Below are 23,579 nucleotides of genomic sequence, written 5' to 3' on the forward strand. Positions count from 1 at the left end.
CGATCACGTCAGAGAGTAAAAAAATGTGACGAAGTATTAATAAATAACCGTTGACTGGCGGATGATAAGTTCCCCAAAAAAGCGTTTTTCACGCCCATGGCAATCGTTTCCGTGGATACGTTCGATGAGCAACTGGCAGGCCAGCGCGCCCATCTGGAAGGCCGGCTGGCGTATGGTGGTGATGCCGGTGCCGGCAATATCCACCCAGTCCAGTTCATCAAAACCCAGCAGTCCGATGTCATCGCCCCATTTCAGGCCAATGTGCTTCATCGCCAGCGCCACCTGCAGCGTCAGGGCGCCATTGCTGACGATCACCGCTTTGCGTTTGCCGCGCTGCTGCTGGCAAAACTGGCGCAGCTGCTGCTCAATGGCCCGGGCGTCGTGGAGCGCCAGTTGCGCGGTTTGTGCCGTCAGATGCGGGAAACCGGCCATAACGTCGAGAAATGCCTGTAACCGCTCAATACGCGGCGTGAGCTGGCCGGTCGGTTCGGTGAGAAACAGTATCGCTTCAAACTGTTGCTGGATCAGGTGCTGGCAGGCGGCCTGCACCGCTTCATGGTTATGCAGGCCCACAAAGTCGCTGCCGGTGCCGGGGAGGTTTCTGTCGATCAGCACCCGGGGCAGGTCGGGCAACAGCGGGACCGGCGACTCCTGCGGGGGAAAATCAACGGTATTGATCAGCAGCCCTTCGACGCGGTAACTGGTGAATAACTGCAGGTACTCTTTGACCAGCGCCGGGCTGTTGCCGGCGTTACCCATCAGCAGCGTAAATCCCTGCTGCTGGCAGGTATCTTCAATGCCTTTCATGATGCCAATCGACCACGGGTTGGTGACATCGGCGAGGATCAGACCCAGCATCCGGGTCTGGCCGCTTTTCAGGCTGCGGGCCATCTGGTTGGGGCGGTAGTCAAGGCGGGCGATGGCTTCGCTGATACGCCGTTTCAGCGCGTCGGAAAGCCGGTGTTGTTCACCGTTCAGGTAGCGCGATACGCTGGTTTTCCCCACCCCGGCTTCCCGGGCGACATCGTGGATGGTTGAAGGGGAAAGTCCTTTGCACATAGTACCGTCCTGTTGCTGGCTATCCGGGGACGCTACCACAAGTTAACGGCGAGTGTGCAGAGAATAAACGGTGAGCGGTGGCCGGAATCACACTTTTCCGGCCATTTCCCCGCCCCAGGGGATATCGCTACATCGCCGCTGTGACCGTAGCGTTAGCGTCTGTCTGCATCGTCTGTGTCTGAGCCGGCTGAGGTGTTTACCGGAAGACCGACAGGCATCTGGTATCTGGTATGACTGATCCGCTACATCAATGTTACTATGGCGCCATATTCAGGCTTACCCATGGAGAAAAAATGGTGACGGAGTTCAAACGACCGAAAACACTGACGGCAGAAGTAACACAGCATATCCGCCAGCAGATTATTAACGGTGATATCCATCTTGGCGCGGCCATCAGCGAACGTACTATCGCTGCGGAACTTAATGTTTCGAAAACCCCGGTGCGCGAAGCCCTGGCCCAGCTCAGTAACGAGGGGCTGGTCACCATTAAGCCGCAGTCCGGGGTCCGGGTATTCACCCTGAGCGCCAGAGAAGTGCGCGAAATCTGTGTGTTCCGTAAGGCGCTGGAGACTGCGGCGATCGCCATCGCGATGCAGAACGATCCGGCGGCTCTGGCGCAAGCGCTACAGGCGGTGGTGGATAAAATGGGCGCGGCGCTGGAGGCTGGCGATCAGCGCCGCTACCTGATGCTGGACAATGATTTCCACCAGGTGTTTTTTGACTTCTGCGATAACAGCTATCTGACCAACTCTTATGTGCGCTATGCGGGCAAGATTGCGGCGCTGCGTACTCATCTGTCGATTAAGCCCCGCCATACCAGCCTGTCGTTTCAGGAACATTGCCAGATTGTTGAAACCATACGTCAGGGGCAGCTCGAACCGCTGCTGGCATTACTGGATCAACACCTGGGGCGCACCCACGAAACCTATGAAATCGGCGTGGAGGATATCGCTGCGGCTGATGCGATAACTGATTGATCAACATCTAATTTCCTCCCCGGGCCAGACACGTTCTGGCCTTTTTCCCGCAGCCGTTCGCCGGCGAAATAATTCTATCCGCGTCACAAATCGTCGCTTTTAATTTTGACTGGTATATCAGATATCAGTTATTCCTTGTCGCAATAAAGTGACTTGTCTGTTGCATGACCATCTTTTTTACGAGGGAAGAAACCCATGAGTGGCAAATTTAAAGTAGTCATCACCGATTACGATTACGGCAACCTCGATGTTGAGCGCGCGATACTCGAGCCAATTGGAGCCGAAGTCGTCGGCCTGCAGGCGAAAAGCGAAGAAGAACTGCTGCACGAAGCGCGGGACTGCGACGCCATTATGAACCAGTACGCGCGGGTGGGGGCGAAAACCATCGCCGCCATGGAACGCTGCCAGGTCATCGCCCGCTACGGGGTTGGGGTGGATATCGTGGATGTCGACAGCGCGACCCGGCGCGGAATTCTGGTCACCAATGTGCGCGACTATTGTACCGAAGAGGTTGCCGATCATGCCGTCAGTCTGTGGCTGGCGCTGGCGCGGAACCTGAAAGCCTATAACCAGGCGACCCATGACGGCATCTGGCGCTGGCAGTCCGGCGCTCCGGTATACCGTCTGCGCGGACAAACCATGGGCATTGTCTCTTTCGGACGCATTGGCCAGGCGATTGCGCAGCGCGCCCGGGCGTTTGGCGTCAATGTGGTGGTCTACGATCCCTTCTTGCCGGCCAGTGTGATTGCCGAACACGGTGGTCGTAAGGTCGAGAAAGATGAATTGCTGGCAAGCTCCGATGTGCTGATGATGCAGGTGCCGATGACCCCGGAAACCCGTCACTTCCTCGGCGAGGATGAACTGCGGCGCATGAAATCCCGGGCGCTGATCGTCAATACCGGACGTGGACCGACAATCGATAACCAGGCGCTGTATACAGCCCTGACGGAAGGCTGGGTCGCCGGCGCCGCGCTGGACGATCCGGAAGAAGAGCCCGCGAAACGCGCCAACTGGTCCCCGGCCAATAATCCCCTGTTTTCACTGCCCGGCGTACTGGTGACTCCCCATTCCGCCTACTACTCCGAAGAGTCTATCCGCGCCGCGCGCACCCTGGCCGCAAGTGAAGTCGCCAGCGTGCTGACCGGCAAAACTCCCCGTTTCCCGGTTAATGGCGACAAGCTTAAAAATCAACGTTAATCCAGAGGTTATTCATCATGTTAAAAGAATTTAATGACTTTACCCGCCGCCCTGAGTTACTGGCGCAGTTTGACGCTTTGCTTAACAGCTACTCCATCTCTGCGGTATTTGCTGATGTTCAGTATCGTACTGGCGTCATGGACAGCGGTATCAAACCGGCTTTTCGCGCCAAAGTCTGCGGCCAGGCGGTGACGGTGCAGTTGTCGAAAGGTGACCTGGTCGATCCCCTGAAAGCGCTGGAGATGGGGCTGCCGGGGGATGTGATTGTGGTGGATGCCGGGGGCGATATGAATACCTCGGTGTGCGGCGGCCTGATGGGCGGGCTGGCGCAAAACCGCGGTATCCGGGCGATGATCGTTGACGGCGCCGGCCGCGATACCGACGAACTGGAAGATATTGGCTGGCCTGTCTGGACCCGGGCGATTACCCCGCGCGGCACCCACACCATGTTCTCCGGGCGTAAAGAAGAGCTGTCGATTAATGTGCCCATCGCGGTGGGCGGTCAGGTTGTGAAACCCGGCGACTTTATCGTGGCGGATCTGATGGGGGTGGTGGTGATCCCGCAGGAGAAAGCCGCGGAGGTGCTGAAACTGGCGAAAGAACAGGTGGAAAGGGAAGAAGCTACCCGCGAATGGGTGAAACAGGGGAAAACCGTCGAGGATCTGCTGGCCGAATTTGGCCGTATCTGACTGATGCCGCGGGCGGCAAGCGCTGTGTCGCCCGCCATCATTCACTAACGGACTGGAGAAAATGATGAACCGATTACCTGTCTACGCCCTCAGCGACTGGGGAACCTCGCGCTTTCGGCTCTGGCTGGTGGATAACGATGGCAATGTCCTGGGGGAAACCCGCAGTGATGACGGAATGGACGCCGCCAGACAAAAGGGCTTTGCCCGGGTGCTGGAGGCCGCGCTGGATACGCTGCAGGCCCCGGCGGATCTGCCGGTGATGATTTGCGGCATGGCTGGTGCGCGTCAGGGATGGCAGGACGCCGGATATGTCGCCACCCCCGCCGATGTATATGCCATTACCGGCGGCGCGCGGCGGATAACGGATATTGCGCGCGATGTGCGGATTCTGCCGGGGCTATCCCGGACAGAGGGGACGCCGAACGTGATGCGCGGTGAGGAAACTCAACTGCTGGGGGCGATCCTTGAACAGCAGATGCGCGATGGTCTGATTATCTTGCCCGGCACGCATTCGAAATGGGTGTGGCTGGTTAACGGCCGCGTCGAACGCTTTGATACCTGGCTGACCGGAGAGCTGTATGCGCTGCTGTCGCGCTATTCCATCCTCCGCTATTCGCTGGGCGACGCCGCAGAAAGCGTGGATGAAAATCACCCGGCTTTTAGCGATGCCGTGATGCAGATGCTGTCCGGTCAGCCGTTAACCGGGCAGTTGTTCAGCGTCCGCGGGGCGATGTTGCTCAAAAATAGCGGGCCGGATGAAAGCGCGGCGCGTCTGTCCGGTTTGCTGATAGGCGCCGAAATCGCCGGGGCCAGCGCCATTTCCGGCGATACGCCGGTCACGCTGGTGGCGTCCGGGGCGATGGGACGTCTGTACAGCAAAGCGCTGGCGCTGGCGGGATTATCCTGCATCCAGATTGATGCCGACAGGGCGGTGCGTCAGGGGCTATTTCTGGCGTCGCAGCTGACGTGGTGCGGAAAATAAGGAGTTCATTATGCAGATATCAGCTCCCTGGCCGGCGCTTTCCCGCAATCTGGTCGCTATCCTGCGCGGCGTGCGGCCAGATGAGGTGTGCGCGATCGGCGAAGCGCTGGCGGAAGCGGGATTTGAGGCGATTGAAGTGCCGCTTAATTCGCCGGAGCCCTTTCACTCCATTGAGCGACTGGTCAATTTTCTGCCCGCGCATATCCTGACGGGCGCCGGGACGGTGGTGACGCCGCAGGACGTGGAGCGCGTTGCCGATGTGGGCGGGCGTTTGATGGTCAGCCCGAATGTGAATGTTCAGGTGCTGGAAGCCGCGGCGCGTAAAAACATGGTGACGATGCCTGGCGTGTTCAGCGCCACAGAGGCGTTTACCGCGCTTGGCGCCGGCGCTTCGTCCCTGAAATTCTTTCCGGCATCGGTACTGGGAGTGAAGGGTATCGCCGCGCTCCGGTCGGTACTGCCCGGTGGGACGGTTATCGGCGCCGTGGGCGGGATTTCTGAAACCTCATTCGCCGATTATGCGGCCATTGGCGTGAAAACCTTTGGTATGGGGACGTCGCTATATCGCCCGGGGGACAGTGCGCAGCAGGTCAGTAAAAACGCCCGCCGGATTATCAGTATTTATGACGAGGTCATTGCTAAATAACAGACGCTTTATTTTTATCGTCAATAACCCTGGCCGCCGTGGATAAATAACAGAGCCTGTGCTTTCTGTTATCTGCGTACGGCCATCACAGGATGTCTGGTATGAAAGAAAAATCTGTACCCAAAGAAATAAAACCTGGATATCAGCCTCTTTTGTTTATTGGTATGGCAGGAAAATATAACGGTTTTTCATCTGGTCAACTGGTTTACTCGTTACTTAAAGGAGCACGCTTATGTCTGCAGGGGTAAAATATTCTGGAGTCAGCCTGCTCCCGAAACCGCAGGGACGCCAGCGCTGGATGGTGCTCAGTCTGCTGTGCCTGCTGGCGCTGGTGAACAATATCGATCGTCTCACGCTATCCATCAGCGCGCCGGCGATGCAGTCTGAACTGGGCATTTCCACCACCGATATCGGCCTGCTGGGGAGTGCGTTCGCGCTGTCGTATGCCTTTGGGCAACTGCCTTCCGGCTGGTTTGTCGACCGTTTCGGCCCCCGGGTTTTATTGGGGGTTTCGGTGATTGTCTGGAGTCTGGCCACCGCGGCGATGGGGTTCTCCTACACCCTGACGGCGTTAATTCTGGCCCGCGTCTGGCTGGGGCTGGCGGAAGCGCCTTCACTGCCGGCGACCAATAAAATTGTCACCCAGTGGTTTCCGAAAAAAGAGCAGGGTATTGCCAATGCCAGTTGGGATGCGGCGTTAAAAGTCGGGCCGGCGTTTTTCACCTTTCTGCTGGTGTGGATCGTCGCGACCTATGGCTGGCGCATGATGTATTTCCTGGCCGGCGGAGTGGGAATAATTGCCGCCATTATTTTTATGGCTTTTTTCCGCGATGTGGATAAATGTCCGCGCCTGACTGACGAAGAGCGCGATTATATTCGCCAGGATGGCGTTCCGGTTCATGAAAAAAAACACACGCCCTGGGCGGCGATGTTTAAACGCCAGAGTATGTGGGGCATGATGGCGGGATTCTTCTGCAATATGTGGGTTTACCAGATATTCCTGGTGTTTATCCCGCTTTTTATTATCAAACAGTTTGGCATTAAATTTGAATCGCTCGGGCTGATTGTCAGCGTGCCGTGGATTGGGGCGATTATAGGCGATCTCGCCAGCGGTGTGATTTCCGGAAAACTCTCTGAACGCCCGGGCTGGACCACCATGAAAGCGAAAAAGGCGACCATTATCGGCGCTCTGTTATTGCAGGCGGTGGTGATGGCGTTGTTGCCGTTTAACGGTATGTTCGGCCAGGGGATCGGCCTGACCGTCGCCGTATTGCTGATGGCGCTGGCGCTCGGTTTCAACGGCGCCGTCGTCGCCCATGCCTGGTCCATTCCTGCCGAAGTGACCGCGCCTTCAACGGTAGCCTCCGTGGCGGCGGTGCAAAACTTTGGTGGGTTCCTCGGGGCGACGATTTCGCCGCTGGTGGCCGGGATTATTGTCGACAGTACCCAATCTTTTACCCTGGTGTTTCTTATTTCCGCGGTGGTCTCGGTTATTGGGGCTTTGATCTACCTGAACCTGGTACGCCGCCCGATTATTTCCAGCCAGAGTGCTGAGCCGCAGCCTGGCCAACCCTTACAGGAGTTCCGGAAATGAAAATAACGCATGTTGATTCGTTTATTCTGCAAAGTTCTCTGACTCAGCCTTTTGCATATTCACAGGGATGGGTAAAAGGACGCTCGACGGTGGTGGTGCGTATCCGCACGGATGATGGCCTGGAGGGATGGGGGGAAACATTCAGCGTCGGGCTCCAGCCGCCGCATATTGGCGCCGCGGTGATTGAAAGCGCCCTGAAACCGCTGCTGTTAGGCAAAGACCCGCGCGACACCGAAGTACTGTGGCAGGAGATGTATGTGCGCACCCGGGACTACGGGCGTAAAGGCGTGGTCATCGGCGCGATCAGCGCCGTGGATATCGCCCTGTGGGATATCTGCGGTAAAGCCGCGGGTTTACCGGTCTGGAAACTGCTGGGCGGCGCATTCCGCGAACAAATTCAGTGCTATGCTACCGGATTTTTCCGGCCGGGAGGACAGGGTCAGGCACAGGAGATGGCCGAAGAAGCCCTCAGACACCGGGAAGCGGGCTTCTCGATCATGAAAGTGAAGCTGGGATTTGGCCTGCAGGATGATATTCAGGTGATGAACGCCGTGCGTGGCGCCGTAGGCCGTGATACCGGGCTGATGGTGGATGTCAATCATGGCTATGGCGCTAATGAAGCCATCCGCCTTGGCCGGGCGCTGGCGGATATGAACCCGCTGTGGCTCGAAGAGCCGGTGGTGCCTGAAGATCTCAACGGCTATCGGCGGGTCAGGGAGGCGCTGGATATTCCGATTGCCGGCGGAGAGGCTGAATTTACGCTCTATGGTTTCCGGGATTTCATTAATGCCCAGGCGATTGATATCGCCCAGCCGGATATCTGCCTGGCCGGTGGGTTTACCGCGCTGCGCCATATTAATGTGCTGGCGATGGCCGGCGGCGTACAGGTGAATCCACACGTCTGGGGTACCGCGATTGGTCAGTATGCTTCGGTATGTATGGTAGCCGCCACGCCGTTAACCAACTATGCGCTGTTTGCCGGCCAGCCGCTGTTTGAGTACGACACCTCTGCGCACCCCTTCCGTACCGCGCTGGTTGAGGAGCCGTTGGAACATAAAAAGGGTTGGCTGTCGCTGCCCGACAAGCCGGGTCTGGGTTTCGCGATTAATCAGGATTTCTTCCGCCAGCACGCGCAGCCCTGGCATCATTAAACCAGGTGTCGCAGCGGCGGTGAAATGCCGCTGCGGCAGAATGTACTTTATTACTGACGAGTGCGGCTTTCAGGGGCTTTTACTGGTGAGTAATTAAGGGGATGTGATTTTTAAATGCGGTCATTTATTTTGACAGCGTTTTGCATCGTTTCTGGTCTGCCAGAGCATTCAGTCTGGAGATATCCTGGCATAACTGCAACGCCACCAGACTGGTTGAGTTCAACCCCATATTATTGATAATGCGATTGCGTCCGGCATAAATGGCGGTCACCGATCTGTTTAATAGTCGGGCAATTGATTCAACATCTTTACCCTTCATAATGTTATCGAGGATAAATTGTTCCCGGGTTGAAAGCATTATTCTCCGCGGAGTATAAGTGAGACTCAGCCTTTTTAGTAATTCCTCGGCTGTTATATTTTTTGGAATAAATGAAATTTTATTCTTTTTAGCAATGGCGAGCTTTTTGATATCCATGACGTGCAGGTAGTTAACATTGTCTGATATGCCACGTCGGGCATCCAGGAATCGATAGAGCTGTTCTGGTGAGTTAATGGCTACGATAAGGATGTCGTCTGAGCCCAGTCGTGGCAAAAGCTCGTCGTATTCCCTCTCATTCGCTGTATGGCAGGAGATTTTGACCCCGCGTGAGGCTAACAGGTGAAAGATTCCCCGTGAAAAATAATAATCATCAGAAACCAGATAAAAAAACATAATATTTTCTCGTATTATACCAGGTCAGGTTAGATAGCAAATGTTACAGTCGGACTTCAGTGTTTATTGTTTGTAGTATTGTTTTATGATCGATTTTTAATTAACGATTCAGTTATGAACATTCTTGATTCATGTTCAGGGCATCACTGTCATTAATACCAGTAGCATATTGTGCTGGTAGTCGTGCGCTTCCGGTATGAGGCTCCCGGAGAATGCTCTTGTTGTAATGTCGGCACATAGAAAGACAGATTATTCTTAGTTAACTCCAATACTATCTGTAAATCAGGTAAAATGAGTAATAGGATTTTTCGCTAATGCTGTGTCATTGCGACAGGAAAAAAGATCAATAAAATCCGACTCGGTTGCTAATTAAAAACTATTTTTTCGGCATGGTTTGATTTTTCTTCTGATGTGGCTGAAATAGCAGATTGATGTTCTGAATATGATTTTTTTTGATGTATATCAATATGCATCTGAAAAAATAGAATGCTTCGGTTGCCTGCGTGGTGGTATAGACATTCAAAGTACGTTTCCAGTCTTTAGGGAATTATCCTGGGTTTTTTTAAGATGGGTATATTAAAAAATGATTTAAAATCAACAGGTTGATTTTTATGGGTATTTTTAAAAGGGAATTTTCCTGATTAATTTTAGTTGGTGAGCTTACTTATCGAGTGCTATGACGTTGTTTTTGTAATTTATCTGAATTTTATTGGTTTTTTGTTCTGTTTATGAATGGTTTATGTTTGCTAAAAACCAGAAAGAGAGGATGGCTACAAACAGATGCGATGGCTTTCTCTTTAGATGGTGCGTAATAAACTACCAGGCGGTAATCCGTTGGGAGAATTTTCTTAAATGGCTGTGGGGCCGATGTCGGCAATAAAGGGCAGTGAGTCTGGCCGAATATGCCTGTTGGCGCGATATTCAGGAGCTGGGGCACTTACCACTTTCTATTCAAGGTGAACAGAGAGTTATCGCTCAACGATGCTATCAAGGATAGCAATGAAATTAAGAGAGGTACTTATGGCAACGATTACGATTTGTAACCTGGATGATGAACTGAAAGCGAGTCTGCGAATTGCAGCGGCTTGTCATGGCAACTCGATGGCATAACATCCTGAGCAAGGCGTTACAGGCGCCGCAACCATAAAGGGGACCAGGGAGCCGAATTAACCAGCGCTTCAGAAGCATTGGCGGTGTCGATCTGGACATTTCCCGACCTGATCAGCTTCGAGAGCCTCGTGCGGGCGACATTGAATAATGATTATTCTCGGCACCAATATTATTTCCGAAGTGATGCAGTCGCGGCCTGATTCTTAGATGCTGGTATAGCTGGATGCACAGGATACAAGCCAATTGTCGCAGATGATTCAATATCGCTGGTTGCGCCGGATAATCTTTCAGGACGTCGCGCTTGTTACAGGAACGAGTAAAGACCTGGTGGAGGCGGTTGCCGCCTGCGTTATGCAGGAACTCCAGGGGCATTATCTCTTTACGGTTTTATCAGGACAGGCTTTACTGCGCCTGCTATGGCGACACCTGGACAAGCAGTGGTTCAGGGTGAACATCAACGCCGCAGTCCTTAACATGCACGGTATGAAACTTATCGCCACTCCTGATATAAAAAGCAAAAAAGTCACCTCAAAGGGTGACTTAACTTTTTGATATTTCTATCGAATTCTGGTGGCCCCTCCCCGGCTTGAACGGGGGACCAAGCGATTATGAGTTCCTACCGGAACAACCGAAAATCAATAGTTTGCGTTATTTATCATTGACATAGATTGCCATTGTTTGCCAATGATTACCTATTATTCGCCATTTCTACCGCCACTTTATCGCCATTTCATTTCTTTACTGTTTGAGGTATTGCTTCAACGAAGCTATGGCCATACATTTTGAATTAAGCCGTGAGTATACCCGCACTGGCTTGTTTGAAAGTGGCAAGGTGGCTTCCTCATATCCCTTAAATCCCTAAGGAATGGATATGAAAAAGAAGCTTAAGAGAAAACATAAAACCTACGCTAAAAGCGTTCAAGTTTCTCGTCGTAGTCGAACTGTTGCAAAAAGTAAATTTTCATGTAAGGCATTGAAAGTTTTTCAATTTATTTCATGTGCTTTTTCAATGTACAGATCTATGCGGGACTTAGGTTGGTTAGAACACCTTCCAGCGCTTGTGGAGAAAATAGGCGTAGTTTTGAAGTTGCTGTCATTGGTTTTTAAACGATTTTTTTAGAATAATGGAGGGCTTATGAGAAATTCGTCCCTATCTTCTACGATTTCTGAAGCATAAAAACCACTTAAAACGGAGGAATCCCCTCCATTTTAGCTTCCGTTGAAGAGGAGTAGCTCTTCTGGAACGTTAGGGTAAATGTAACGAGGAAAAGCATTGAAGCAATTACTAGTCACAAAGCGAAATGGTAACCTGGAAGCGATCAACATTGATCGAATCCATGAGGTGCTATCGCATGCGGCTGATGCTTTAGGCTTTGATGCTGGCGAAGATGATCTAGAAAGAAGTTATCTTGATTATGCGATGAGCGTTATCGTTGGTCGATCTCTTAGCGATCCAAAGGTAAACGTTGGAAAGATAGAGATACAAAACTATATTTTTCTTCTTCCTTATCAAGGGCTTGTTAGAGTTTTTGTCATCGCGAAAAAAAATGCACCCCAAAATTTCTCGATTTGTGATGCATTGTTTTCCGTTACTACAATCCAACTACTCAAAGCTTCGAGAAGGTTAGCCCGTTCTCCTCCATTTCAGCGATTACCCATTGTTCCTCATTTTTGCCACCACTCTACGGCTTCTCAAAAATTGGAAAACTTGTAATACCCGAAGCAGTCATCAAGATGAAGCTGAGAAATAATGTCTGTAACATCAGGAGATTCGTTTTCCTGATCTCCTTGGGTGTAGGAATCTGCATAATTTTCTTCTCTCCAGTTATAGTATCCTATGCTGTCAAGATATATCTCCGTATCGAAGATGCTTCCGTATTTCGATAAAAATGCCTGTATATAAAGAAGTGAAACCCGGGTTGCCTTCCTGATTAAATGATAGAGATCCAGCCACTGCTCGAAAGTTGAGTTGTAGTTAGGGTTTATGTTTATTGGGATTACTCCGTGAGCTAAGTGATTTCGAAGATTTCTAACTAAATTTAAACCATAGCATTTATGGTGTATTTCATATTTAAAGCTGTTGTTTAAGTTTTTATTGTATGTACTGCAATATTTTTCGAAGGAAATTCTTAAGTTATCATTAATATGTGGCATGTGCTTAGGGATGTGTAATTTTTCCATGCTTTCAAATAATATTATAGCTTTAACGCTTTCATCTCTGATGTCATTTTTGAACCGTTTGTTAAGTCTTTCGTTGTAATATTGTGAAACAAAACGGTAGGTTTCTTCAAGTGCATTGATGGTGTAGAAAAATCTCGTTAATTCAGTGGCATATAGGCTGTAATGCTTTCCCTCAGAGTCCAATGCTTCAACAGCTGGTTCACACATGAATATAGACTGGCGGTCATGCTTCCAAGGGGATATTTCAACATTTTCAAGCATTGATGATAATCTTATCCATTCACTAATCGCTCGTATTTTAATGTCGGCACTACCTATGAAGAAAGATGAAAAATAATAGACTTCATGGGCGTGCTTACTTAGTTCAGATAAGGAGCTGCATATAGGGCATTCTTTTTTCATGATGGATTTTCATTACTTTGCAACGGGTTGAGTTTTACAGCATCTTCTAGATGGTCAGGGGCAAAGTGCGCATATCGCATAGTCATTTTTATGTCGGTATGGCCGAGTACGCGCTGCAAGACCAAAATATTACCACCATTCATCATAAAGTGGCTGGCGAAGGTATGGCGCAAAACGTGGGTAAGCTGTCCTGCCGGTAGTTCGATACCTGTTCTTTCCAGAGCTGACCGGAACGCGCCATAACAATCACTAAACAACCGGCCTTTTTTATCATCAGGCAAGGACTCATAGAGCTCTTTGCTAATTGGAACGGTGCGGTTTTTTCTGCCTTTTGTGTTGGTGTATGTGATTTTGTATTTCGCAAGCTGGCTTTTTCTCAGACTCTCGGCCTCAGACCACCGTGCGCCAGTGGCGAGACAGATTCTTACCACGGTTTCTAAATCAGGGTGATCATGCCGTTTACACTCTCCGAGCAGTTGCGAAATTTGGTCGTGAGTTAGCCAGGCCATTTCCATTTCTTCTGTGCGGAATGGGCGCATATTTTTCAGTGGGTTTTCACCCTTCCATTCTCCGAGGCGGTTTAGCTCATTGAACACTGCCCGGAAGTAGGCCAGCTCAAGATTAAGCGTGCGAGGCGATACCTCTTTCACTCTGTTTGAACGGGCATACTCACCTTTTAACCGTTTTTCTCGGTAGCGGGAAAACATCTGCGCATCGAAATCGCGTGCGAGTGGTTCGCCCATACACTCAAAAGCATGGTGCATGGCTAACTGGCGTTTCAAGCCGTCTTTCAGTGTAATACCATGAGCGCTATACCATGAATCAACCAGCTCTTTTAGCGTGCGCCTGTCTTCCTTTTCTTCCTGCCACGGGTTTTGAATGGTGTACTGTTCAAACGCCAGCGCCTCGCCTTTGGTGGCGAATTTCTTTCTGATACGTTTGCCTTTTGCACCGTTTGGATAGAGCTCGCAAATCCAGCCGCCAGCAGGATTTTTACGCACGGTCATTAGTTAACCTCATTCCTCATATAGCTGGACAATCCAGTCATAAACATTGATTAATTCGCCGGTGTCGCGGATTACAATTTCGCTATTATCAATTCGGTCTAATCGGAATGTTCGTAGTTGTCTGCGTGAGTGACAATAGCCTGTCATGCTTTGTTCGTTAATTTCTTTTATGTCAACCTCTCTATAAGATGAATTGCCGTTAGAATCCGTGTATCTGAAGGAAATATTTTTGAACCAATCCTTTGTGTTGTGATTGCCATAGAATGGCTTTGACTTATTCACATGAGTATTTTGTTCAGTTGCAACTGATGGAAACGCATCTTTTTTGTTTATATTCATACGACGAATCGTAATGAGAAAGACAATAACGGGAATTGTTAACGCTGTTGCATAATCACCACTCAAAAATGCGCCTAAAGCTCCAATCGGGAAGATAAAAGCTGTAATTCCTTTAACCGCACGCATAATCAGTTTTTCAGGTGATTTCAAGTAAATAACCATTGAGAAAACCGACAAGCCTAATAGCAAAAATGGAATTATAGTATCCATCATAATTTCCTTATTAATAACATTAAAAGCGATTAGCTTGCATCGCTATAAAACCCGATTACTCGACCAAGAGCCTTAATCTCATCTATCCCGCACTCAAAAGGAACTTTGCCACCTGCTACATGGAGTTTCTTGCCGGGGAGTTTGGTTAGCTCTCGAATGCTTATCGCATCATCAATGTTAACTAACCACAAGCCATCGGAGAGAGTTGAGTCTCTATCTATGAAGTGAAGTTTTCCATCAGCACGAACTACGTAGCAATCAGATTCCGGCTTGTTGATTAACTTAAGGTCAATACTCAAAGGGGAGTCTTCAGTTAATCTTTCTTCACTTAAAGTGAATGATGGGATTTCTTTTACGTTGGAGTTAATTGCATTTTCGCTGTACTGCTCTCCCTCTCCCGTCAGTAACCATTTTAGGCTGGCACCAGTTTCAAGCGCGCATATAGCCGCAAAATCATATGAGATAGTGCCGCGTGTATAGCGGTTTGAAAGAGAGCTTGCGGAAATTTCAAAATGGTCTGCTAACTGAATTTTCTGGCGAAAACCATAAATCTCGCATATGCGATCCAGTATAGATACAGCCTCAAATGTGTAGTCTCTAATCTTCATTTGTGATTTCCATGTTGACAGCTACTCATTTGTTGAATAGAGTCCTCAATTGTGAAGTTCATTGATGGCAAACGTTGGCAAAACTTCGGCTATCAATGGAAAATGTTTACCAATGGGGAATCATGCAATATGGCTTCTGAAATCGCAATCATCAAAGTGCCTGCACCTATCGTTACTCTGCAACAATTTGCAGAGCTTGAGGGTGTTTCTGAACGCACCGCTTATCGCTGGACAACCGGCGACAACCCTTGTGTACCAATCGAACCCCGCACCATCCGTAAAGGCTGCAAGAAAGCAGGTGGCCCGATTCGCATTTATTACGCACGATGGAAAGAAGAGCAGTTGCGTAAGGCGTTGGGTCATTCCCGTTTTCAACTCGTCATCGGTGCTTAATTCACTTTATGTGAATTGGAGGGATGCAACATGTTTGATTTTCAGGTTTCCAAACATCCCCACTATGACGAAGCGTGCCGGGCTTTTGCGCAGCGTCACAACATGGCGAAGCTGGCCGAGCGTGCGGGTATGAACGTTCAAACGTTACGTAACAAGCTCAACCCGGAACAGCCTCACCAGTTTACGCCGCCTGAATTGTGGCTACTGACTGACCTGACAGAAGACTCAACCCTCGTTGATGGTTTTCTGGCGCAGATTCATTGCCTGCCATGCGTACCGGTTAATGAGCTGGCTAAAGACAAATTGCAGTCTTATGTCATGCGCGCAATGCGTGAACTCGGCGAACTGGCAAGCGGTACGGTATCTGATGAACGTCTGACCTCTGTCCGTAAGCACAACATGATTGAAAGCGTTAACGCTGGCATTCGCATGTTGTCGTTGTCGGCGCTGGCGCTGCATGCGCGTCTGCAGACTAATCCCGCTATGACGAGCGTGGTCGATACCATGAGCGGTATTGGCGCGTCATTCGGTCTGATTTGAGGTGCGTATGCTGAAAAGTGAACCATCATTCGCGTCTCTGCTCGTCAAGCAAAGCCCCGGCATGCACTACGGCCACGGCTGGATCGCAGGTAAGGACGGCAAGCGCTGGCACCCGAGCCGCTCACAGGCTGATTTACTGGCTGGCCTCTCTACTCAAAAGCAGGGGGAATCATGGCTATCGAAGCTGTTTCCGCGACTGTTTCGCTGAAAGCGGGCGAACGTCTGGCCGGTCTCAATCATGTAGCTGAATTGCGCGCGAGATATTGGGGAGATAGCTGGAAAGGGGTCGAGCGTTTTGTCGATGATATGCGCGATAAACGTGATCCACAATTTGAAGAAAATAATCGGGCGCTGGCCGCTATCTTCTTTCTGGCAAAAATACCGGCGGCTCGTCATGAGCTCGAATTAAGTGAGCTGACTACTGACGAGAAAAAGGCGCTTATTACAGCGATGAACCATTTTCGCGCAGTAGTGAGCTTATTTCCCAAACGGCTAACAATGCCGAATTAATCCAAACAGAAATTTAATGGCGTAAACCCGCCGGGCTTCTTATTGCCCGAAAACAGGAGAATCAATTATGCGTAATACCGAAACCCATACTTTTAACACCGATAGCGTTGCGCTGGCCGTATTGCTGACCGATGCAAAAAAAGAAGAGCGCAAAGACCGCGCTCTCGCAGTTTCAATCCGCCTTGAGGCGCTAGCGATCCATATCACCCAAAAGGGTATGAGCGGTACCGAAGCCGCCGAACTGCTGCGCCGTGAAGCTAATCGCTTTGAGAACGAATCACAGGAGCTGCACTAATGGCCGACGCAATGGATTTAGTACAACAGCGCGAGCAGGAAGACCGCGAACGCCACATCAGCAACGCGCGCAGCCGTATCGCTGCGCAATCTCGTTTCCTCTGCGAAGAATGTGACGCACCAATCCCGGAAGCTCGCCGTATTGCGATTCCGGGTGTGGCCTTTTGCGTGACCTGCCAGCAAATAACCGAGCTCAAATCCAAGCATTACAGGAGTGTATAAATGGCTATCCGCATCGAAGTCGGTGACAAATGGGTTATTACCTGCGACCAATATCAATTTATCCTGAATGAAAAGAAAGTCGTTAAGACCGGTAATAAAGCTGGTGAGGAATGGCTCGACACTATCGGCTATTACCCCAAAATTAATCAGCTTATTTCTGGTCTGATTCATCACCATATTCATGGTTCAGAAATGAATTCACTTAATTCCATTGCTGATGAAATAACTCGTATCGGTGAACTGTGCGCTGTGTCTTTTCGAGGGTGTAACAATGAGTAAATCCAACTTGCTCGATAAGCAAAAAATATTGCAGCGTCAGTCTTTGAGCTTAGAAGATAAAATTGAGATAACTATGCGTCGTATAAAGGACTTTTACAATCATTTTGACGGTGAGGTTTACTGCTCATTCTCTGGTGGCAAAGACAGTACGGTACTACGCCATATTGTTATGAGCATGGAGCTAAAAATGCCATTCGTATTCAGCAATACTGGGTTGGAAATGCCAGAAGTTGTTGATTTCGTGCGTAAGCAGGCCAGCACTGATTCGAGTGTTATTCAGGTTAAACCAAAAGTTGCCTTTAATGAAGTTTGGAAAAAATATGGTCTTCCTATTGGCAGTAAAAAAGTAGCCAAGATGATTCGTGTTTTGCAAGAGGGGGATAATGGAAAGAACACTAATATGCATCGTCTTTACGATACTGGAATTAATTCAAAAGGAGAAATAGCTAAAAGCTGGAAGATACCTGAAAAATGGAGGGTGTATGTTAATGATCAGGCACCGCGTATTACAGATTTGTGCTGTGACTTCCTCAAAAAAGAGCCTCTTGATACATATGCCAAAGAATCTGGCCGTCACGGTATTAGTGCCATCATGGCTGATGAAGGAGGTGCGCGCGAAATGCGTACTCAGTGCAACGTTTACGAAGGTAAGCGACCTAACTGCGCCCCTATGCTGTTCTGGCTTGAAAGTGATGTATGGGAATATATAAACACGCGCGGTGTAGAAATATGTGAAGTTTATTTCGACAGGGAAATCAATGGATGTCGTGTACCTGCCGAAAAAAGAACTGGCTGCATGTTTTGCGGGTTTGGCGTACATCTTGAAAAGGGAATGAATCGTTTTCAACGCATGGCCATTTCTCATCCGCGTCAGCACTCGATTGTTATTGACAGAATGGGAATGGGGCGTGCTCTGGATTTAATCAATGTCAAATATTTGCCTGATGTTGAGGCAAGTAATGATTGAGTACGCTTATCCGTGGAATACTCCACGGTCGGCAATAGCCAGCCCATATCTTACCTATGACCAACAGCATCGCCGCGACCGTATGTTCGCGGCTTTGCTGCATGCGAGAAAAGTGCTTTCTCTCCAGCCCGAGTGCGTGCGCTTTGACGTTTATCGCACCGCGGCGGTGCTGGAGCAAAATCAGGGCAGTCAACGAGCCAATGCCTTTTTAATCAGCTTTTGTAAAAAGGCATTGCCGCGTCTTGAACTGGTCGTAAAAAAATATGAGTGTGCGGGTATCAAAAGCAACGTATCAGCCGCTGTTTTTGGTGGTCATTTTGATACCCAGCTTATGCAATATCTGGCGTCACGCATGGTCAATATGGTCGCCAGATATAACCGCCTCCCCGATATGTCGCGCGCCGATATTGACCTGCTGGCCGCTGATATCGCTAATTTCATTCGCGCTGAACTGGCCGACATTGATGACACCGGATTTAGCGAGCTTAAAACGCTGTACACGTGGTACATGCGCGCCGGTATTATTTCCCTGCAATTCGACGTTAACCCGCCGCATTGGGAGCGGGTGACAAAGAAATATGTCGGTGAGGATGAAATTGCCCCAGCCATCACCCGCATGTTTAATGAGGTTTGGTGGCGTGGCCGTTTGCGTCGCATTGCTGCTGCATGGCGCGAACACCTGCACATTGCCGTTGGCAACGTCAGCAAGAAAAAGCATGCCTACGCGAGTAAAAACTGCGTCATCGACTGGCGCGAGCAGAAGCGTCGCACGCGTGAATTTCTCAAGGGGCTGGATCTGGAAGACGAAGACGGCAACCGCATCAGCCTGATTGAAAAATATGATGGTTCGGTCGCTAACCCTGCGATACGTCGCTGCGAGCTGATGACGCGTATCCGTGGGTTTGAAAATATCTGTAATGAACTCGGATACGTCGGGGAGTTTTACACCCTGACTGCACCGTCTAAATATCACGCCACGACCAAAGCGGGATACCGTAACAGCAAATGGAATGGAGCCAGCCCGTCGGATACGCAAGGTTATCTCACCGGTCTTTGGGCGCGCATTCGGGCCAAGCTGCATCGGGAAGAAATTCGCATTTTCGGCATACGTGTTGCCGAGCCTCATCACGACGGAACGCCGCATTGGCACATGCTTATGTTCATGTTGCCGGAAGACGTCGAGCGCGTGCGCCTAATCATCCGTGATTATGCGTGGGATGAAGACCGCCACGAACTGAGAAGCGATAAAGCCAAAAAAGCGCGCTTTCATGCTGAGGCCATTGATCCGGAAAAGGGCAGCGCTACCGGCTATGTTGCTAAATACATTTCAAAAAATATCGACGGCTATGCTCTCGATGGTGAAACCGATGACGAAAGCGGTGAGCTGCTGAAAGATACAGCTCCTGCCGTATCAGCATGGGCGGCTCGCTGGCACATCCGTCAATTCCAGTTTATCGGCGGTGCGCCGGTGACGGTCTACCGTGAATTGCGTCGCCTCGCTGATAGCGAGACCGCGCACGGTCTAAGCGTTGAGTTTGCCGCCGTCCATGATGCCGCCGACGCCGGTGACTGGGCTGGTTACGTTAATGCGCAGGGTGGCCCGTTTGTCCGTCGCGATGATTTGCAGGTGCGCACGCTGTATGAACCGCGCGCCGAGTTTAACCAGTATGGCGAGGAAACTCTCTGTATTCGTGGCGTATACGATTCCGCCGTCGGCGCTGACACCCCGATTTTAACCCGGCTAACGCAGTGGAAAATTGTGCCGAAGCGTGCCGTTGATTTGGCCGTTGACGTTAAGGGCGCTCCTGCGCCCTCTTGGAGTTCTGTCAATAACTGTACGGGAAGTGGAAGTGTTCCCCTGGGCCTCGATTTATCCAAACCGTTGAGTCGAAGTCAAAGGTGGAAGTTAACAACCCGGCTCAGGGGTAAGGAACGGGTTTCAATGCGGGAGTTTGTCCACGGAACGGATAAACAAAGCGCTGCAATTGACAGAACAATAGACGAGATTCAGCTTATGACCGGCGAAACTATTAGCCGGGGTGAGGCCTTGCACCTAATGGCCGGTGGCAAAAGCTGCATAAATGGGAAATGGTGTCGTGGTTCTGTTGCCGGTGAAATTTTCCCGGCTACGCCATCACACCTGGTAAAGGCGAGAACGTGCAGGGAGCATGCAAGACAAATCCTGAATCGAGTCGCGGGGTTAACTGATGTCTATAAGATAAAAGCATAACTAAGTTCATCCTTATCAGTTACATACAAATTATGGTTGCGACAATTTTTTCTTCCATCCTTTTGTTGATACGTGATACTGTATGTTTATACAGTATCCCGAGTTGGAGGTTGTGTGGATAGAGAGTTAAACGAGCAAGTCATGATTGAACGGGTCGAAATGATTGCGCGTCTGACGACCGAGGGAGTGTGTCAGGAAAGAGATCGTGAAATTGCTTTGAATTTAATTGCGGAAATTGCGAGAGGGAACTTGATGAAAAACAACTCTTTTTCTGTCGTTTTCGCCCCCGCTCCTGTTGAAAAACGATTAAAAGAAGGGGGCGAAGTGAGAGTAAACATCACGTTAGATAAAGAACAAAAAGTAGGGCAGCAGGTGATTGATGCTTTTCAGAACGAACTAACTAAGAGAGTACAGTCAATTTTTCCAACAACACGCATTACGGTTAAAAAAGGAACAATGACTGGTGTTGAGTTAGTGGGGTTTGAACAGGAATCAGACCGAGAGGCGTTAGATGGTATTCTCCAGGAAGTTTGGGAAGACGAAAGCTGGAGATAAAAGATATAGAGAGCCATGTTTTAAATTAACATGGCTCGTCTGTTATTATGCACTATGTTCCTTAACGAATATATTGACCTCTTCGGGGGTGATATCCACATCCATCTCATCAAGAATATCAAAGTCAACAATATTAGTTTTCTTCAGTATAGATAGTATCTTGGCCTTATTTTTGTTTGTGCTTTTTCCCGGAATCCAGTCCATGTCCCATAAGTTATCTATCGGGAATGTTTTCTTTTTCCTAAACTCACTATCTACTCGAAGGCAAAGGGAAGAATGATAAGTTCCAGCCCATTCGGGGTTAATTTTCCCTTGAACTCGCTGGAACCAAATATCTAACATTTCAGTATTTGGTTGATTGCTTAATTTTTGATGAAGTTGATCTAGTTTAATGAACTTACTTTCATCATCATCATATAAGAAACTGAGTATTTTAGAGAATATGGCTGTGCAAACAGGATATGTCGTTGGGTTTTTTGACATGATGCCTGAAGTTATGCCCAGCATAGCTTCAAGTTGATTGCCACTGTTAACAATTTTTTTTCTACGGAATAATTTTCTTAAAAAATCATTCAAATATCTAACGGTTGTTTTTGAATTAGGATGCTTGAGGGAGAAAAGATAAATGACATATAGCATTTTTTGCAAGGAGTCTACTCGCGCTTCCTTAATGTAGTCTTTTTTAACCGGTTTAAGTGAGTTGAATATTATATCATCATGTAACTCGGTTTTTTTAGAGTTCAGATCTAAACCAAACCCCGCCAATACCGTAACAAGACATTTAGATATTTTATCCAAATCATCCTTGCTATTTGAGAAAATACGGTAATCATCCCGATATCTAACAACCTTATATTCAGATATATTCAATTTAGTGGTTTCAATCCTCAATTGAAGATCAATTTGACCTAATATGAGTTCAGCAAATGTATCCATCAGCGTACTACCTAAAGGGATGCCATTCGTTTGATTACTCATCATCATTTGAATATGCTTATCTATCAATTGACCAGGGTTGTCACCGTTAATTTTATTTTTTGCATCTTCTTTTGGAATGAACACCCATTCAAAGCTATGAGTGTATATAGATGGGTAAAAATTAGCTATGTCCGTACTAAACATAAACTCATACTCAAGCGAAAGAGCCAGGCTTTTTTGTTCAAAATCTTCCCACCAATTTATGATGGAAGATGCTATGTTAGATTCATTTTTCTGTTGGGCAGGAATGCTTGAGCATAGAAATATTTCATTTGACTCAAATTCTTTGAATTTCGCCCTTATCTTTTTCCAATTCTCTTTTTCAGTTATCAATTTACAGAAATAAACATAGTACAATGGGTTAATGAGTGTTATTCTTCTCCAGCTGTATAATCCATCCTTACTAACAAGTATTTCATGGTTTATGTTTTTCCCCATTAACAATTTGGCGTCGGGAGCAAAAGAAATTTCATTATTATCTATTGCTGAATTAATTTTGTTGAGTAGTGGTGAAAAATTTATGTAGTTCGGGATTTCGAGAGTTGTATAAGAGTCATTGCGGAGGAAGTATTTAAGAGCGTTGGCGCTTGCCATCTGATGAATTTTTTTCATTGTTCTTCTTTCCATATGCTGTTGGTTTTAACATTCATTTAATTTAAATCTGTGTTAGAAGTAAATTGGTTATTATACTGACGTCACTAGGTTCATACCTAGGGTTAGCAAATTTGTTACTGCTCCAGCAATGACACCAGGGGTACCATCCCTCACCGCACTGACAATCTTATCACCCATAGTTTCATTCCCTCCCAGTGCCTCGGGCTTTTTGTTGAGCACTGCGAGCGATTTTTCGGTTAGGCGCACATTTCGAAAATATGTTTGATGGTCTGTTTCATATTGGATATATCCATTTTCACCAAGAAAAGTGAATGTACCTTCAACCACACTACGCAATTGATTTAATGCTTTCATTTCCGGTGAGTTAAGTTGGTTAAAGTAGTCATCGGGTAATGCAGCGTTAAATTTTTCGTAGGTGATGACCTGTGGGACTGGAAAGTTTTCCCATAGTACCCCAAAGATTTCCGCTGTCTGCTGGTTAAATAAATCGAGGTTATTAGGCATGCAAATTTCCGTTTCTAGTGAGGGTGAGTGGGTAAAGTGTTGGTCGAAACACGTTACCTGTCTTGCCCAGAACAATGACCTTAGTTCACGCGAGGTCGACACCTATACCGACAAGCTGGTCGAGCATACGAGCAGTACTGAGCTCGGGCTAGTCATTAAAGACCTACTAAATCACATAAGAATGCAAAAATAAAAGGATCTTTATCAATGTGTTATCTCAAGATTTTGGTGATCTATCGATTCTAGGAGACAATATGCATCATGTGCCATTTGATACCCCAAAGCATAAAACCCACAGCGTTAAGCTGATGGCTGTAGTTAATCGCCTTCAACAGATAATGCTCAACGAGAACCTTAGTCCTGAAGAGCTGGTTGGGTGTGCTGAGATAGTGAAAGATAATTACTCTAAGCTCTACAGCATCAGTCACCCAAAAACGAGTGAGATTAGCGCACCAAATATGCCAAAATCCCCGCCGAGCCGACCATAGACCTATGTTTATCCACGCTGAACCGTCATCTTGAATGCCGGTTTTTTTATGCCATTTTCCCGAGATTTTTCCGTTTTATAGTCGTGCATGCATTAAGTGCATCATTCTGCATGCGTGCTTACCCACTACTTTTGACG

The 23,579-nt window shown here is 48.6% G+C and carries 31 protein-coding genes; 23 read left to right on the top strand and 8 right to left on the bottom strand.

Annotated elements, in window-relative coordinates; translation table 11 throughout:
- Positions 1-36: 36 nt before the first annotated feature.
- Positions 37-1,059, bottom strand: coding sequence for a LacI family DNA-binding transcriptional regulator (locus tag AQ981_RS06475; RefSeq protein WP_058910939.1), 1,023 nt, complete (start codon positions 1,057-1,059; stop codon positions 37-39).
- 230 nt (positions 1,060-1,289) lie between these two features.
- Between AQ981_RS06475 and AQ981_RS06480 the strand changes: the two genes are divergently transcribed.
- The 8 genes from AQ981_RS06480 (at position 1,290) to AQ981_RS06510 (ending at position 8,295) form a co-directional block, all read left to right on the top strand.
- Positions 1,290-2,036: a GntR family transcriptional regulator gene (locus tag AQ981_RS06480; protein ID WP_249226276.1), complete on the top strand. Its 747-nt coding sequence runs from the start codon at positions 1,290-1,292 to the stop codon at positions 2,034-2,036.
- A 195-nt stretch (positions 2,037-2,231) separates the two neighbouring features.
- Positions 2,232-3,233, top strand: coding sequence for a C-terminal binding protein (locus AQ981_RS06485; RefSeq protein WP_058910941.1), 1,002 nt, complete (start codon positions 2,232-2,234; stop codon positions 3,231-3,233).
- Positions 3,234-3,250: 17 nt separating this feature from the next.
- Positions 3,251-3,922, top strand: coding sequence for an RraA family protein (locus tag AQ981_RS06490; protein WP_058910942.1), 672 nt, complete (start codon positions 3,251-3,253; stop codon positions 3,920-3,922).
- A gap of 64 nt (positions 3,923-3,986) precedes the next feature.
- Positions 3,987-4,904, top strand: coding sequence for a 2-dehydro-3-deoxygalactonokinase (locus tag AQ981_RS06495; RefSeq protein WP_058910943.1), 918 nt, complete (start codon positions 3,987-3,989; stop codon positions 4,902-4,904).
- Between the two features lie 10 nt (positions 4,905-4,914).
- The gene (locus AQ981_RS06500) at positions 4,915-5,550 is read left to right on the top strand and encodes a 2-dehydro-3-deoxy-6-phosphogalactonate aldolase (protein WP_058910944.1); all 636 of its coding nucleotides are present in this window, start codon (positions 4,915-4,917) and stop codon (positions 5,548-5,550) included.
- 101 nt (positions 5,551-5,651) lie between these two features.
- Entirely contained in the window at positions 5,652-5,798 is a 147-nt protein-coding gene (locus tag AQ981_RS27570) for a hypothetical protein (RefSeq protein ID WP_154675905.1), read from the top strand.
- Entirely contained in the window at positions 5,783-7,144 is a 1,362-nt protein-coding gene (locus AQ981_RS06505; protein WP_058910945.1) for an MFS transporter, read from the top strand. The genes AQ981_RS27570 and AQ981_RS06505 overlap by 16 nt, the downstream gene beginning before the upstream one ends.
- The gene (locus AQ981_RS06510; protein WP_058910946.1) at positions 7,141-8,295 is read left to right on the top strand and encodes a mandelate racemase/muconate lactonizing enzyme family protein; all 1,155 of its coding nucleotides are present in this window, start codon (positions 7,141-7,143) and stop codon (positions 8,293-8,295) included. The genes AQ981_RS06505 and AQ981_RS06510 overlap by 4 nt, the downstream gene beginning before the upstream one ends.
- 124 nt (positions 8,296-8,419) lie before the next feature.
- Here the strand turns inward: AQ981_RS06510 and AQ981_RS06515 are convergent, their stop codons facing one another.
- Complete coding sequence (locus tag AQ981_RS06515) at positions 8,420-9,007, bottom strand: helix-turn-helix domain-containing protein (protein WP_058910947.1); 588 nt, start codon at positions 9,005-9,007, stop codon at positions 8,420-8,422.
- Between the two features lie 1,020 nt (positions 9,008-10,027).
- Here AQ981_RS06515 and AQ981_RS28495 point away from each other — a divergent pair.
- The 4 genes from AQ981_RS28495 to AQ981_RS27580 all read left to right on the top strand — a co-directional run bounded on the left by AQ981_RS28495 (position 10,028) and on the right by AQ981_RS27580 (position 11,831).
- The gene (locus tag AQ981_RS28495) at positions 10,028-10,117 is read left to right on the top strand and encodes a FitA-like ribbon-helix-helix domain-containing protein (protein ID WP_420809743.1); all 90 of its coding nucleotides are present in this window, start codon (positions 10,028-10,030) and stop codon (positions 10,115-10,117) included.
- 243 nt (positions 10,118-10,360) lie between these two features.
- Positions 10,361-10,669 carry a hypothetical protein gene (locus AQ981_RS06520; RefSeq protein ID WP_154675906.1) on the top strand — a complete coding sequence of 103 codons (309 nt, stop codon included), beginning with the start codon at positions 10,361-10,363 and terminating at the stop codon, positions 10,667-10,669.
- Between the two features lie 319 nt (positions 10,670-10,988).
- A complete protein-coding gene (locus AQ981_RS27575; RefSeq protein ID WP_154675907.1) occupies positions 10,989-11,237 on the top strand; it encodes a hypothetical protein in 249 nt (82 codons plus the stop codon).
- A 153-nt stretch (positions 11,238-11,390) separates the two neighbouring features.
- Positions 11,391-11,831, top strand: coding sequence for a hypothetical protein (locus tag AQ981_RS27580; protein ID WP_154675908.1), 441 nt, complete (start codon positions 11,391-11,393; stop codon positions 11,829-11,831).
- Here the strand turns inward: AQ981_RS27580 and AQ981_RS06525 are convergent.
- The 4 genes from AQ981_RS06525 to AQ981_RS06540 are packed head-to-tail and all read right to left on the bottom strand — an operon-like array spanning position 11,810 to position 14,867.
- Positions 11,810-12,700 (bottom strand): hypothetical protein, encoded by an 891-nt coding sequence (locus AQ981_RS06525; RefSeq protein ID WP_058910949.1) that lies wholly within the window; start codon positions 12,698-12,700, stop codon positions 11,810-11,812. The genes AQ981_RS27580 and AQ981_RS06525 overlap by 22 nt on opposite strands.
- Positions 12,697-13,707: a phage integrase gene (locus AQ981_RS06530; RefSeq protein ID WP_058910950.1), complete on the bottom strand. Its 1,011-nt coding sequence runs from the start codon at positions 13,705-13,707 to the stop codon at positions 12,697-12,699. The genes AQ981_RS06525 and AQ981_RS06530 overlap by 4 nt, the downstream gene beginning before the upstream one ends.
- 9 nt (positions 13,708-13,716) lie before the next feature.
- Complete coding sequence (locus AQ981_RS06535) at positions 13,717-14,259, bottom strand: WYL domain-containing protein (protein WP_154675909.1); 543 nt, start codon at positions 14,257-14,259, stop codon at positions 13,717-13,719.
- 29 nt (positions 14,260-14,288) lie between these two features.
- Positions 14,289-14,867 (bottom strand): phage repressor protein CI, encoded by a 579-nt coding sequence (locus tag AQ981_RS06540; RefSeq protein ID WP_058910952.1) that lies wholly within the window; start codon positions 14,865-14,867, stop codon positions 14,289-14,291.
- A gap of 129 nt (positions 14,868-14,996) precedes the next feature.
- Between AQ981_RS06540 and AQ981_RS06545 the strand changes: the two genes are divergently transcribed.
- From AQ981_RS06545 to AQ981_RS06585, 10 genes are all read left to right on the top strand, one after another.
- Positions 14,997-15,260 carry a hypothetical protein gene (locus tag AQ981_RS06545; RefSeq protein WP_001630878.1) on the top strand — a complete coding sequence of 88 codons (264 nt, stop codon included), beginning with the start codon at positions 14,997-14,999 and terminating at the stop codon, positions 15,258-15,260.
- A 30-nt stretch (positions 15,261-15,290) separates the two neighbouring features.
- Positions 15,291-15,800 carry a phage regulatory CII family protein gene (locus tag AQ981_RS06550; RefSeq protein WP_058910953.1) on the top strand — a complete coding sequence of 170 codons (510 nt, stop codon included), beginning with the start codon at positions 15,291-15,293 and terminating at the stop codon, positions 15,798-15,800.
- 7 nt (positions 15,801-15,807) lie between these two features.
- On the top strand, positions 15,808-16,008 hold the full coding sequence (locus AQ981_RS25770) for a phage filamentation protein Fil family protein (protein WP_000920169.1): 201 nt from the start codon (positions 15,808-15,810) through the stop codon (positions 16,006-16,008).
- Positions 15,972-16,310, top strand: coding sequence for a DUF5347 domain-containing protein (locus AQ981_RS06555; protein WP_058910954.1), 339 nt, complete (start codon positions 15,972-15,974; stop codon positions 16,308-16,310). The genes AQ981_RS25770 and AQ981_RS06555 overlap by 37 nt, the downstream gene beginning before the upstream one ends.
- A gap of 67 nt (positions 16,311-16,377) precedes the next feature.
- Positions 16,378-16,605 carry a DUF2732 domain-containing protein gene (locus AQ981_RS06560; protein ID WP_058910955.1) on the top strand — a complete coding sequence of 76 codons (228 nt, stop codon included), beginning with the start codon at positions 16,378-16,380 and terminating at the stop codon, positions 16,603-16,605.
- Positions 16,605-16,826: a TraR/DksA family transcriptional regulator gene (locus AQ981_RS06565; protein ID WP_058910956.1), complete on the top strand. Its 222-nt coding sequence runs from the start codon at positions 16,605-16,607 to the stop codon at positions 16,824-16,826. The genes AQ981_RS06560 and AQ981_RS06565 overlap by 1 nt, the downstream gene beginning before the upstream one ends.
- Positions 16,827-17,105: a DUF5405 family protein gene (locus AQ981_RS06570; RefSeq protein WP_058910957.1), complete on the top strand. Its 279-nt coding sequence runs from the start codon at positions 16,827-16,829 to the stop codon at positions 17,103-17,105. It abuts the gene before it with no gap.
- Entirely contained in the window at positions 17,098-18,072 is a 975-nt protein-coding gene (locus AQ981_RS06575; RefSeq protein WP_058910958.1) for a phosphoadenosine phosphosulfate reductase family protein, read from the top strand. Before AQ981_RS06570 ends, AQ981_RS06575 begins: the two co-directional genes overlap by 8 nt.
- The gene (locus AQ981_RS06580) at positions 18,065-20,302 is read left to right on the top strand and encodes a replication endonuclease (RefSeq protein ID WP_249226278.1); all 2,238 of its coding nucleotides are present in this window, start codon (positions 18,065-18,067) and stop codon (positions 20,300-20,302) included. The genes AQ981_RS06575 and AQ981_RS06580 overlap by 8 nt, the downstream gene beginning before the upstream one ends.
- A gap of 114 nt (positions 20,303-20,416) precedes the next feature.
- On the top strand, positions 20,417-20,857 hold the full coding sequence (locus AQ981_RS06585; protein WP_058910960.1) for a DinI-like family protein: 441 nt from the start codon (positions 20,417-20,419) through the stop codon (positions 20,855-20,857).
- Positions 20,858-20,902: 45 nt separating this feature from the next.
- Here AQ981_RS06585 and AQ981_RS06590 read toward each other — a convergent pair whose 3' ends face one another.
- Positions 20,903-22,447 (bottom strand): RNA-directed DNA polymerase, encoded by a 1,545-nt coding sequence (locus tag AQ981_RS06590; RefSeq protein ID WP_058910961.1) that lies wholly within the window; start codon positions 22,445-22,447, stop codon positions 20,903-20,905.
- Between the two features lie 72 nt (positions 22,448-22,519).
- Positions 22,520-22,954 (bottom strand): hypothetical protein, encoded by a 435-nt coding sequence (locus AQ981_RS06595; RefSeq protein ID WP_058910962.1) that lies wholly within the window; start codon positions 22,952-22,954, stop codon positions 22,520-22,522.
- Positions 22,955-23,208: 254 nt separating this feature from the next.
- Between AQ981_RS06595 and AQ981_RS28020 the strand changes: the two genes are divergently transcribed.
- Positions 23,209-23,442 (top strand): hypothetical protein, encoded by a 234-nt coding sequence (locus AQ981_RS28020; RefSeq protein ID WP_071608827.1) that lies wholly within the window; start codon positions 23,209-23,211, stop codon positions 23,440-23,442.
- The last annotated feature ends 137 nt before the right edge of the window (positions 23,443-23,579 follow it).

It is taken from the genome of Entomohabitans teleogrylli (assembly GCF_001484765.1).
Lineage (GTDB): Bacteria > Pseudomonadota > Gammaproteobacteria > Enterobacterales > Enterobacteriaceae > Entomohabitans > Entomohabitans teleogrylli.